10 protein-coding genes are annotated in these 12,365 nt (G+C 67.2%); 6 read left to right on the top strand and 4 right to left on the bottom strand.

Features of this window, described 5'->3' with window-relative positions; translation table 11 throughout:
• Positions 1–73: 73 nt before the first annotated feature.
• Both A5784_RS35975 and A5784_RS35965 read left to right on the top strand, forming a co-directional pair.
• On the top strand, positions 74–2,290 hold the full coding sequence (locus A5784_RS35975) for an acyl-CoA dehydrogenase family protein (protein WP_064949628.1): 2,217 nt from the start codon (positions 74–76) through the stop codon (positions 2,288–2,290).
• A gap of 359 nt (positions 2,291–2,649) precedes the next feature.
• A complete protein-coding gene (locus A5784_RS35965; protein ID WP_064949675.1) occupies positions 2,650–2,961 on the top strand; it encodes a hypothetical protein in 312 nt (103 codons plus the stop codon).
• 67 nt (positions 2,962–3,028) lie between these two features.
• Here the strand turns inward: A5784_RS35965 and A5784_RS35960 are convergent, their stop codons facing one another.
• Together A5784_RS35960 and fadD2 are read right to left on the bottom strand one after the other, a co-directional pair.
• Positions 3,029–3,811, bottom strand: coding sequence for an SDR family NAD(P)-dependent oxidoreductase (locus A5784_RS35960; protein ID WP_064949626.1), 783 nt, complete (start codon positions 3,809–3,811; stop codon positions 3,029–3,031).
• Between the two features lie 29 nt (positions 3,812–3,840).
• Positions 3,841–5,580 carry a long-chain-fatty-acid--CoA ligase FadD2 gene (gene fadD2 / locus A5784_RS35955; RefSeq protein ID WP_064949625.1) on the bottom strand — a complete coding sequence of 580 codons (1,740 nt, stop codon included), beginning with the start codon at positions 5,578–5,580 and terminating at the stop codon, positions 3,841–3,843.
• Between the two features lie 56 nt (positions 5,581–5,636).
• Between fadD2 and ligD the strand changes: the two genes are divergently transcribed.
• The 4 genes from ligD to A5784_RS35935 all read left to right on the top strand — a co-directional run bounded on the left by ligD (position 5,637) and on the right by A5784_RS35935 (position 9,894).
• Positions 5,637–6,866, top strand: coding sequence for a non-homologous end-joining DNA ligase (gene ligD, locus A5784_RS35950; RefSeq protein WP_064949624.1), 1,230 nt, complete (start codon positions 5,637–5,639; stop codon positions 6,864–6,866).
• Between the two features lie 198 nt (positions 6,867–7,064).
• On the top strand, positions 7,065–7,820 hold the full coding sequence (locus A5784_RS35945) for a (Fe-S)-binding protein (RefSeq protein ID WP_064949623.1): 756 nt from the start codon (positions 7,065–7,067) through the stop codon (positions 7,818–7,820).
• On the top strand, positions 7,817–9,280 hold the full coding sequence (locus A5784_RS35940; protein WP_064949622.1) for a LutB/LldF family L-lactate oxidation iron-sulfur protein: 1,464 nt from the start codon (positions 7,817–7,819) through the stop codon (positions 9,278–9,280). Before A5784_RS35945 ends, A5784_RS35940 begins: the two co-directional genes overlap by 4 nt.
• Positions 9,277–9,894 carry a LutC/YkgG family protein gene (locus A5784_RS35935; RefSeq protein WP_064949674.1) on the top strand — a complete coding sequence of 206 codons (618 nt, stop codon included), beginning with the start codon at positions 9,277–9,279 and terminating at the stop codon, positions 9,892–9,894. The genes A5784_RS35940 and A5784_RS35935 overlap by 4 nt, the downstream gene beginning before the upstream one ends.
• Here the strand turns inward: A5784_RS35935 and A5784_RS35930 are convergent.
• Both A5784_RS35930 and A5784_RS35925 read right to left on the bottom strand, forming a co-directional pair.
• A complete protein-coding gene (locus tag A5784_RS35930; protein ID WP_064949673.1) occupies positions 9,891–10,883 on the bottom strand; it encodes a LacI family DNA-binding transcriptional regulator in 993 nt (330 codons plus the stop codon). The genes A5784_RS35935 and A5784_RS35930 overlap by 4 nt on opposite strands.
• A 16-nt stretch (positions 10,884–10,899) precedes the next feature.
• Entirely contained in the window at positions 10,900–12,342 is a 1,443-nt protein-coding gene (locus tag A5784_RS35925; protein WP_064949672.1) for a rhamnulokinase, read from the bottom strand.
• Between the last annotated feature and the right edge of the window lie 23 nt (positions 12,343–12,365).

Below are 12,365 nucleotides of genomic sequence, written 5' to 3'. Positions count from 1 at the left end.
CGCCGATCACCCCGGCGTACCCTCGAACCCGACCCACCGGTTAATAGGGAAATGCCGCCAACGGAGGAACCGCATGCCCATTGCCATCACGTCTGAGCACACCGACCTCGCCGATTCGGTCCGATCGTTCGTGGCCCGCGTCGCACCGTCCGAGGTGCTGCACGAGGCGTTGGACGCCGATTGGGAAAGCCCCATCCCCAATCCCCCACCGTTCTGGAAGGCCGCGGCCGAGCAAGGCCTGCAGGGCGTGCACTTGTCGGAATTCGTTGGCGGACAAGGGTTCGGAATCCTCGAGCTGGCCATCGTACTGGCCGAGTTCGGCTACGGCGCGGTACCCGGGCCGTTCGTCTCGTCGGCGATAGCCAGTGCGCTCATCGCCGCACACGATCCGGTGGCCAACGTGCTGGCCGGTCTCGCCTCCGGCGAGGGGATCGCGGCCTATGCCATCGATTCCGGGCTGACCGCCACGCGACACGGCGACGGGCTCGTGATCCGCGGTGAAGTGCGGGCCGTGCCCGCCGCCGCACAAGCGTCGGTCCTGGTGCTTCCGGTGGCGATCGACTCCGGCGAGGAGTGGGTGGTGCTCGACGCCGACGCGCTGGAGATCGAACCAGTCAAGAGCGTCGACCCACTGCGCCCACTGGCCGACGTGCGAGCCAACGCGGTCGAACTGAGCGCCGACGATGCAACAGCCCGGGTGCTCACCAACCTCAGCCGGCCACTGGCTCACGCGCTGATATCCACCCTGCTCTCCGCCGAGGCCGTCGGCGTGGCGCGCTGGGCCACCGATACCGCCGCGGCGTACGCCAAGATCCGCGAGCAGTTCGGCAGGCCGATCGGTCAGTTCCAGGCCATCAAACACAAATGTGCCGGGATGATCGCCGAAACCGAGCGGGCTACCGCGGCGGTCTGGGATGCCGCACGCGCCATCGACGACCTCCGCGAGAACGATTCAGCGGAAGTCCATTTCGAGTTCGCCGCAGCCGTGGCGGCCACGCTTGCACCGGCCGCGGCACAACACTGCACGCAAGACTGCATTCAGGTGCACGGCGGCATCGGCTTCACCTGGGAGCACGACGCCAACGTCTATTACCGTCGCGCACTGGTGCTGGCAGCGTCGTTCGGACGGGCCGCCGAATATCCGCAGCGGGTGGTCGATACCGCGACCACCACCGGGATGCGGCCCGTCGACATCGACCTCGACCCCGACACCGAGAAGCTGCGGGCGGAGATCCGCGCGGAAGTCGATGCCCTCAAAGCGATTCCACGTGAGGAACGCACCGTCGCCATCGCCGAGGGCGGCTGGGTGCAGCCACATCTGCCCAAACCGTGGGGCCGTGCATCGGAACCGATCGAGCAGATCATCATCGCCCAGGAATTCTCCGCGGGCCGGGTGAGGCGTCCGCAGATGGGCATCGCCGCGTGGATCATCCCGTCCATCGTGGCGTTCGGCACCGATGAGCAGAAGCAGCGTTTCCTGCCGCCCACGTTCCGCGGCGAAGTGATCTGGTGCCAGCTGTTTTCCGAGCCCGGCGCGGGGTCGGACCTGGCGAGCCTGACCACCAAGGCCACCAAGGTCGACGGCGGCTGGCGCATCACCGGACAGAAGATCTGGACCACCGGTGCGCAATACTCGGCGTGGGGCGCGCTGCTGGCCCGCACCGATCCGAGCGCGCCGAAGCACAACGGCATCACGTACTTCCTGCTCGACATGAAGTCACCGGGCATCGAGGTCAAGCCGCTGCGCGAACTGACCGGCAACGCGATGTTCAACACCGTCTTCATCGACGACGTGTTCGTGCCCGACAGCTTGGTGCTGGGCGAGGTGAACCGTGGCTGGGAGGTCAGCCGCAACACGCTGACCAACGAGCGGGTGTCGATCGGCAGCAGCGAGCCGCCGTTCTTGGCCAACCTGGACCAGTTCGTGGAGTTTCTGCGCGACGGCCACTTCGACCAGATCGAGCAGAACCGGGCCGGCCAGTTGATCGCGGAGGGGCACGCGGCCAAGGTGCTCAACCTGCGATCGACCCTCCTCACGTTGGCCGGCGGCGACGCCATGCCCGCTGCCGCCATCTCCAAGCTGCTGTCGATGAAAACCGGTCAGGGCTATGCCGAATTCGCCGTGGCCTCGTTCGGCACTGACGCGGCGATCGGGGACAACACGCAGGCCCCGGGCCGGTGGGCGGACTACCTGCTGGCCAGCCGGGCCACCACGATCTACGGCGGCACCTCGGAGGTGCAGCTCAACATCATCGCCGAACGGCTGCTGGGACTCCCGCGCGATCCGTAACTTTCCTTGCGCGAGCCTTCCGGTGCTACCGTCGAAATAGGCGAACGTCACAGACGGTTGGCATTAGTGATGAAGATGTTCAGGCAACGTGTACTGCGCCCGGTACTGCTGAGCGCTGCGGCGCTGTCAGTTGTCGTCGCACCGACGGCGGTCATCCAGCAGATCTCGCCAGGGCCCACCGAAACTCGCGCCGACCCGTGTGTAGACGGCGTCATTCCGTGGAATCCCTACATTGTGAACTGCAACCTACAGCCCAGAATGCCGCGGGTGCGCGGCGCAGCTCCTGACGCCGGAGCCATCATCGCGTGCCGCGGGAAGCCGGGATGCCTGTCGTGGTACGTGAACGGGCCATGAGAATGATGACAAACGACGTCGAAAAACGTTGGCACGATCCACAGATGTTCAGGTCGGCCGTCACCTACGTGGTGTGCGTCGTGGCGGTGGCGGGCGTGGCTCTCGCGTCGTACGCGTTGATCGGCGACCATTCGTTGCTGTCGGCCATCCTGGTTCCCACCGTCCTGTTCGTCGGCGGGGTAGGTGCATTCGTGCGCACGTATCAGGTCTGGAAGGCCGGCGGGACGTGGCCCATCTGGCACGGCGCCGGTTGGTTCCTGCTTGCCCTGTCGCTGGTCTGCCTGGCCGTGCCCGGTTCGGCAATACTGACCCCGTAAGACTGTGCCCAGTGGCCAGTTGTTGCACGCGAATCACGAAAATCCGTGCAACAACTGGCCATTCGGCCTAGGGCAGGATCGCGTCGACGTAACCCCCGTCGACGCGCAACGCGCCACCCGTGGTCGCCGAAGCCAGCGGCGAGGCCAGGTAACCCACCATGTTCGCGATCTCCTCCGGCTCGATCAACCGCTGCAACAGCGACTGGGGCCGGTGCTTGATCATGAACTCCCGCTGCGCCTCATCCCACGGAAGCGATTTGTCGACAAGCTGATAGACGAAGTCCTCGACGCCCGCGGTGTGGGTCGGCCCGGCGATCACCGAGTTGACCGTCACCCCGGTACCGGCGGCCTCCTTCGCGAAACCACGCGACACCGCCAGCAATGCCGTCTTCGAGACGCCGTAATGGATCATCTCCGCGGGCGTCACGATCGCCGAGTCACTGGCGATCTGGATCGCCCGGCCCCAGCCCCGCTCGGTCATCCCGGGCAGATAGCTGCGGATGAGTCGTACGGAGACAAGGACATTCACGTCGAAATAGGTGCGCCACTGCTCGTCGGTGATCTCCAGGGGCGGCACCGCGCCGAAAATGCCGAGGTTGTTCACCAGGATGTCGACGGCGGGCAGCTGCCGCAGCAGATCGGCCGTGCCCTCCTCGGTCGCGACGTCGGCGGCCACGCCGATCACGTCGAGGCCCGCCAGCTTGGCAACGGCCTCGTCGACTCGTTCGGCGGTGCGGCCGTTGACGGCGACGCGCGCACCGCTGCGGGCGAGGTTTTCAGCGATGGCCAGCCCGATACCCTGCGTCGAGCCGGTGACGAGTGCGGTCTTTCCGGTCAGGTCGATATTCACGTCGCAATACGACCGCTCGCCGGGCCCGGCTATTCCCCGTCTGTTTCCACCTCGGCTGATTCGTCTTTCACCCCGGCTGATTCGTCGGCTCCGCCGACGGCAATGTCCCGCAGCTCGCGCTTGAGGATCTTGCCGGTCGGGTTGCGGGGCAGTTCGTCGAGGAACACCACCTCGCGGGGCACCTTGTACCGGGCTAGGTGGTCTTTGACGTAGGCCTTGATGGCGTCCTCATCGATGGTGGCGCCCTCGGCCTTGACCACAAATGCACGCAGCCGCGCACCCCAGTCTTTGTCCTCGACACCGAGCGCCGTGGCCTCGATGACCTCGGGATGCCCGCTGATCAGATCCTCGACCTCGGCCGGGAACACATTCTCGCCGCCCGAGACGATCATCTCGTCGTCACGGCCGCTGACGTAGAGCAGGCCGTGCTCGTCGAAGTAGCCGACATCGCCCGAGGAGAGCATGCCGTCGATGATCTGCTTGCCGCCGCCGCCGGTGTAGCCCTCGAACGGGAAGGTATTGCCGACGAAGATCCGCCCGACCTCACCCTGCGGCACCTCGTTGCCGTTGTCGTCGAAGATCTTCACCCGCACGCCCTTGACCACCGGCCCGACCGTCGCGGGGTTGATCGAGAGATCCTTGGGCCGCGCGATGGTCGCGAACGCGATCTCGGTGGAGCCGTACAGGTTGTAGACGACCGGCCCGAGATCCTTGAGCGCGCGGGTGGCCAGCTCGGCACCCAGCTGTGAACCCGAGACGAACACAATGCGCAACGACGACAGGTTCGGCTTGGGCGACGTCTGATCGAGCTGATCGAGGATCCGCGACAGCATGACCGGCACCACGACCATGGCCGTCACCTTGTGCTTCTCGATGTCGGCGAGCACGGTGGCCGGTTTGAAGCGGCGACGCAGCACCAGCGTGGTGCCGAGCATCATCGCGATGGAGCCGTGCAGGAAGCCCAACGCGTGGAACATCGGCGCGGGCAGAGAGGTCACCTCGCCCGCCTTGAACGGAACATGCGACAGCACACCGCCGATCGGGGCGAGCGACGGCGGGGTGCTGCGGTTGGCCCCCTTCGGCGTGCCGGTGGTCCCGCTGGTCAGGATGATGATCGACGAATGCTTGGTGACCTTGGGGGCGGGGTTTCCGCTGCTGCGCGCGATGAGGTCGGCCAGTGTCTCGTCGGTGCTGCCCGACGGTTCCTCCTTATCGGGGTTCTTGCCGAGGGCCCGCAGCTTGCCGAGTTCCGGTTCGGCCTGCGCGACCGCTGCGGTGTACTCGTCGTCGTAGATGATCACCTTGGCGCCTTCGCGCGCGGCGACCTCTTTGATCTGGGGCCCGGAGAACTCGCTGTTGAGCAGGATGATCCGGGCGCCCGCGCGGGCGGCGCCGTACACCGCGATGAGGAACCACCGATGGTTGCGCGCCAGGATCGCGACGCCGTCGCCGCCCGTGATTCCCATGGTCAGCAGTCCGTTGGCCACCGCGTGGGCGGCCTCGTCGAGCTCGCCGAACGTCAGCTCGCCGTCGTCGTCGATGACTGCGGTGCGGTTGGGGTGACGACGCGCGTTGAGCGCGGGAATCATGCCGAACTCGCCCCAACGCACGATGTCGGCCAGCATTGCGGCCATGTTCTGCGGCGGTTCCAGGCGTAATGCGCCCGCTTCGAACATCTTGCGTGCGTAGTGCAACTCCGCGGCGCCGCGGTCGAGGTACCGCTGGGCTTTCCCCGCGACCTGCGCAGGCAGGTCAGAAAGACTTGGCATGGGGCCCACAATATGTGACGCGGGTCGCAGTCGGGTGGGATAGCTACCATGAGCTGATGGCCGGTGGTGTGACACTGGATGTGGACGGTCTGCAGGTCTCGGTCAGCAACCCGGACAAGGTGATTTTCCCTGACGCCGACGTCACCAAACGGGACCTGATCGACTACTACCTCGCGGTTGCCGACGGTGCGCTGCGCGGGGTTTCCGGGCGTCCGATGATTCTCAAAAGGTTCGTCAAGGGCATCACCGCCGAAGCGATTTTCCAGAAGCGCGCGCCCGAGAAGCGCCCGGACTACATCGACGTCGCCGAGCTCAAGTACCGCTCCGGCACGTCGGCCAAGGAAGCGGTCATCGACAACGCCGCCGGGCTGGTGTGGGCGGTGAACCTCGGCTGCGTCGACCTCAACCCGCATCCCGTGCTGGCGACCAACCTCGACCACCCCGACGAACTGCGTGTCGACCTGGACCCCATGCCCGGGGTCGACTGGCGCCAGATCGTCGAAGTGGCGCTCATAGCGCGCGACGTGCTGGAGGATCACGGCCTGACCGCGTGGCCCAAGACGTCGGGCTCGCGGGGCTTTCACATCTACGCCCGCATCCACCCCCGCTGGCCGTTCGCGAAGGTCCGGCTGGCCGCCCAGACCGTCGCCCGCGAGGTGGAGCGGCGCGCTCCCGAGCTCGCGACGGCGCACTGGTGGAAAGAGGAGCGCGAAGGCGTGTTCGTCGATTTCAACCAGAACGCCAAGGACCGCACGGTCGCCTCGGCGTACTCAGTGCGGGCGACGCCCGATGCTCGGGTGTCCACGCCGTTGCGCTGGGACGAGGTACCGGACTGCCGTCCCGAGCGATTCACCATCTCCACGGTGCCCGCGCGGTTCGCCGAGATCGGCGATCCGTGGGAAGGCATGAACGACGCGCCCGGCGGCCTGGATGCGCTGTTGGAGTTGGCCGAGAAACTCGGGCCAGCCGAAAAGGCACCCAAGGGTGCGTCCCGAGACGGTCGGCGGGCTTCTACGATGCCGCTCATCGAGATCGCCCGCGCCAAGACCCGTGACGAGGCCATGGCTGCGCTGGACGTGTGGCGCGTGCGGTATCCGGCGGTCGCCGCACGGCTTGAGCCCGTGGACGTTCTTGTCGACGGCATGCGCGGCCCGAGCTCCATCTGGTACCGCATCCGGATCAATCTGCAGCATGTACCGGAGGCCGAGCGCCCACCACAAGAGGATCTGATCGCCGATTACAGCCCGTGGGAGAACTACTCCGGGAAGCAGTGGCGGCAGGGCTGAGATGGGACCCAGCCAATTGCCCACAACAGCAACGAATTGCGCGCTTCCGAGCGGGCTTACGTTGACACATGACGGTCGTCACACTACGTTCGTCGCAGGTGATTGAAACGTTTCAACATGCGTCGGAGACCCACCATGACCCTGTGGACCCACGAGTTCGCAGCCGCGGCCGCGGCGCCGCCGGTAGCGTGAGGCGTCATGCGAATCGCCCTGTTCGCGACCTGCCTTGCTGACGCCCTCTTCCCGCCTGCCGCCATCGCCACCGTAGAGCTGCTGGAGCGGCTCGGGCACCAGGTCGTGTTTCCTCCCGGTCAAACCTGTTGCGGCCAAATGCATGTCAACACGGGATACCTCAGAGAAGCCGTGGCCGTGGTACGCAACCATGTGCAGGTGTTCGAAGCCGCGGACTGCGACGCCGTCGTCGCCCCGTCGGGTTCGTGTGTCGGATCGGTGCGCCATCAGCACGCCATGGTCGCACGTCGTGCGGGCGACGAGGGTCTGGCCGCGCGCGCCGAGGCGGTCGCGGGCCGTACCTATGAGCTCTCGGAGTTCCTCGTCGACGTGCTCGGCGTCGAGGATGTCGGCGCCTACTACCCGCACCGGGTCACCTATCACCCGACCTGCCACTCGCTGCGCATGCTGGGCGTCGGCGACAAGCCGCTGCGGCTACTGCGCCATGTCCGCGGACTGACGCTGCTCGAGCTGCCCGCCGCCGAATCCTGTTGCGGTTTCGGCGGAACCTTCGCCCTGAAGAACTCCGACACCTCCACGGCCATGCTGACCGACAAGATGACCAACATCCTCGACACCGGCGCCGAGGTGTGCAGCGCCGGGGACTCGTCGTGCCTGATGCACATCGGCGGCGGGCTCAGCCGGCTACGCAGCGGCGTGCGCACCGTGCACCTGGCGGAGATCCTGGCGGGCCGAGGCGACGGGAAGAGGACGGGCTCATGACCACGTTCCTGGGCACCCCGGGGATGGGCAACCTGCGCGGCGACGAATCCTTCCCGAAGGCCGCCCGCACCGCCCTCGCCGATTCTCAGCTGCGCCGCAACATCGGCCACGCCACCCACACCATTCGGGCCAAGCGGCTCAACGCCATCCGCGAATGCGCCGACTGGGAAGAACTGCGTGCCGCGGGCGGCGCAGTCAAACAAGACGTGCTGGCCCGGCTACCGGAACTGCTCGACGAACTCGAACGCAATGTCACCGCGCGCGGCGGCGTGGTGCACTGGGCCCGCGACGCCGACGAGGCCAACCGCATCGTCGCCGGATTGGTGCGCGACGCCGGGGCCGACGAAGTCGTGAAGGTCAAGTCCATGGCCACTCAGGAGATCGGGCTCAACGAATACCTGGAAGCTGAGGGGATCGCGGCGTTCGAGACCGACCTGGCCGAACTGATCGTCCAACTCGGTCACGACAAACCCAGCCATATCCTGGTCCCCGCGATCCACCGCAACCGCGCGGAGATCCGCGAGATCTTCACCCGCGAGATGCCCGACGCCGGTGAGCTCACCGACGATCCACGGGTGCTGGCGATGGCCGCCCGGGCGCATCTGCGCCGCAAGTTCCTCACCGCCAAGGTCGCGATCAGCGGCGCGAATTTCGGTGTCGCGGAGACGGGAACGCTGGCTGTGGTGGAATCCGAGGGCAACGGCCGGATGTGCCTGACGCTGCCGCAGACCCTCATCACCGTGATGGGCATCGAGAAGATCGTGCCGAGGTTCTCCGACCTCGAGGTCTTCATGCAGCTGCTGCCCCGCTCGTCGACCGCCGAACGCATGAACCCCTACACGTCGATGTGGACCGGGGTGCATCCCGGCGACGGGCCGCAGCAGTTCCACCTGGTCCTGCTCGACAACGGCCGCACCCGGGTGCTCGCCGATGAAGTGGGACGCGCTGCGCTGCACTGCATTCGGTGCAGCGCGTGCCTCAACGTGTGTCCGGTCTACGAGCGCACCGGCGGCCACGCCTACGGATCGGTGTACCCAGGACCCATCGGTGCGATCCTCAGCCCGCAACTCACCGGGACCACCGGCCACGACGACCCCAACGCCAGCCTGCCCTACGCATCGTCGCTGTGCGGAGCATGTTTCGAGGCCTGTCCGGTGCGTATCGACATCCCGTCGATCCTCGTCCACCTACGAGCCGAGCAGGTGGATTCCGAGAGAGGCGGCCTACCGTCTGGTCAGGACCTGGCCATGCGCGCCGCCGGTTGGGCGATGACTTCTGCAGGCCGCTTCGCACTGGCCGAAAAGGCCTTGGCTGCAGGGCGATTGGTCGCAGGCCGCGATCACCGCATCTCCGCGTTGCCGTGGCCGGCATCGAAATGGACCACCAGCCGCGATCTGCCCGAGCCGCCGAAAGAGACGTTCCGGCAGTGGTGGATCCGTACGCACGGGAGCACACCATGAGTCCAGCGAGTGACGCACGCTCGGAAATTCTCGGCCGTATCCGCACGGCCCTTGCGGGCGCCCCACCGCAACCCGTTGTGGTACCGCGGGATTACGACCACCAGCCGCTCACCGGCCCCGGCGATGTGGACCGGTTCGCCGAAACGGTGGCCGAGTACCGAGCCCGTGTGCACCGCATCGCCGTCGCCGACATCGCCGCCACGGTCCGCGAGCTGGTTGGCGCCGAGGCCACCGTGGTGATCCCCGCGGATGTGCCCGACGAATGGGTCACGGGGGTGCGAACCCTCGTCGACGATCCGGTACTGAGCATCGATGCCCTCGACGGGGCCGACGCGGTCCTGACCGGGTGTGCTGTCGGCATTGCCGCGACCGGCACCATCGTGCTGGACGCCGGCGCCATCCAGGGCCGTCGTGCCCTCACCCTGGTACCCGACCACCACATCTGTGTGGTCCGCGTCGATCAAATCGTCGACACCGTGCCTCAAGGATTCGCCGCGCTGACGGCGACCCGGCCGCTGACCTTCATCTCAGGGCCCAGCGCCACCAGTGACATCGAACTGGAACGCGTGGAAGGCGTGCACGGTCCTCGTACGCTCGATGTGCTGATCGTCTAGCCCGCTGTCGAGTCCCGCACGATCAATTCCGGTTGGAACACCACGTGTTTGGGCTCGGCCGGCCGGCCTTCGGCGGCTTCGACGAGCAGGTCCACCGCCGTAGCCCCGATCTCGGCGGTGGGCTGGCGCACGGAGGTCAACGGCACGACGGCCGACCGGGCGAAGTCGATGTCGTCGTAGCCGACCAACGCGATGTCCTGAGGCACCCGCACCTCACCCATCAGGGTCAGCGCCTGCAGCACTCCCATGGCCAGTAGGTCGTTGGCGCAGAACACCGCGTCGGGGCGATCCTCGGGACGGCGGTCTCGCAGCCGCTCGCCTGCCGCGCGTCCGTCGAGCACGCTGGGCGCGCTTGTGTCGATGATTTCCAGTTGCGCACCAGGCGTTTCCGCAACAGCGTCGGCGGCACCCCGGCGCCGGTCGCGGATCTGCCGGAGCGTCGCAGGGCCGCCGACGAACGCGATACGGCGTCGTCCGATCGCACAGAGGTGCTGCACGGCCAACCGTGCGCCGGCCACGTCGTCGACCGCCACCGAATCGAAGGCCGTACCGCTGCCGTCGCGGTCCACGAGCACCACGGGAGTGTCGCGGTCCCGCAACGCATTCAGGCGCGCGAGATCCTCGCCGACCGGCGATACCAACAAGCCGAACACCCGCTGCTCGTCGAATGCGTCGATGTAGGCCCGTTCCCGTGCGCTGTCGTCATCGGAGGTGCCCAGAAGAACCGTGAGGTTGTGTTCACCCGCGCGGCGTTCGGCGGCGCGGGCGATGTCGGTGAAGAACGGGTTGCCGATGTCGAGCACCACCAGACCCACGCTGCGGGAGCGGCCCGCTTTGAGCTGGCGGGCGGCGTCATTGCGGACGAAGCCCAGCTGGTCGATGGCGGCCTGCACCCGCGCCACAGTTGTCGGCGCGACCTTGTCGGGCGCATTGAGCACGTTGGAGACCGTGCCCACCGATACCGACGCCGCGGCGGCGACCTCACGCATGCTCACCACGGCACCATCACACCATTGCGGCAGCCCGCTTCGTGCGCGGAACGTACCGGCGCGGCGGAAACCGCCGCGCCACCCGCTCCCGCAACTCCTCAAGACCCCCGTCGATCAGACCTTGGGCACGCGCGGTGAGCAGCAGGTTGCCCAGGGCGGTGGCCTCGGCCGGCCCGGCCAGCAGCGGCACCCCGAGGCGGTCCGCGGTGAGCTGGCACAGCAGTTCATTCTGCGAGCCTCCGCCGACGATGTGCACCGTCTGCACATCGACGCCGGATAGCTCGGCGGCTGTGGCCACTGCCGCCGCGAAGGCCGCTGCCAGGCTTTCCAGGATCGCCCGGACCATCTGCGCCCGCCCGGCCGGGGCAGGCCTGCCCCGCTCGGTGTACCACTGGCAGATTCGGGCGGGAATGTCGCCGGGTGTCAGGAAGCGGGGGTCGTTGGTGTCGAACACGTCGTCCGGCGCCGGCGCCTGCGCGGCTTGTGCCAGCAGGTCTACGAGCTCGACATGGTGTCCTTGCCGCTGGTACTGGCGCACCGTCTCACTGAGCAACCACATCCCCATCACGTTGTGCAGGAAGCGGATCCGGCCACCGACCCCCACCTCATTGGTGAAATTGGCCGCTCGCGCGTCGCCCGTCGCGACGGGTCCGGACAGCTCGACACCCACCAGACCCCATGTGCCGCACGAGATGTACGCGGCGTGATCGGGATCCATCGGGATGGCGGCGACGGCCGAAGCGGTATCGTGCGACGCCACCGAAACGACCTCGGCAGCGCATCCCAGTTGCTCGGCCACGCTGGGCAGCACCGGCCCGCGGCCGCTGCCGGCCTCCACGATGCCGGGGAACAGCTGACGCGGCAGCCCCAACCGAGCCATCAACTCACCGTCCCAGGTACCGTCGAGGCCCAGCAGACCGGTGGTTGACGCGTTGGTCCGTTCTGCGCCGACGACACCGCTCAGCCAGTACGTCACCAGATCCGGGATGAGCAGCACGGTGTCGGCCAACTCGAGCAGCCCGTGTGCCCGCTCATCGGCGAGCTGATACACGGTGTTGAACGGCAGGAACTGTAACCCATTGCGGCGGTACAGCTCTTCCGGACCGATCACTGCGTGGACGAGATCGACGCCATGCTCGGTCCGGATGTCGCGGTAGTGGTGCGGCAACGACAACAACCGGCCGTCGCGGAGCAGGCCGTAATCGACGGCCCACGAATCGACGCCGATGCCGATCAGGTTGTCGCAGTCCCGGGCTGCGGTCACCAAGCCGTCCATGACGTGCGCGTACAGGCCGGGCACATTCCAGTGCAACGCTTCGCGCGCGCCGTTCCACAGCCGCACCGGGTCGTTGGCGAACCGCGCGACGGTCCGCAGGTCGAACCGGTCACCGCCGACGTCGGCGACCATGACGCGGCCGCTGGTCGCGCCCAAGTCGACGGCGGCGACCTGACCCCTCATCGGATCACTCTGCTCTTCGCGCA

This window comes from Mycobacterium sp. 852013-50091_SCH5140682 (assembly GCF_001665685.1).
In the GTDB taxonomy this organism is placed as follows: Bacteria; Actinomycetota; Actinomycetes; order Mycobacteriales; family Mycobacteriaceae; genus Mycobacterium.
Note: the sequence above shows the minus strand (reverse complement) of the source record. Positions and strands in the feature narration are given on the sequence as shown.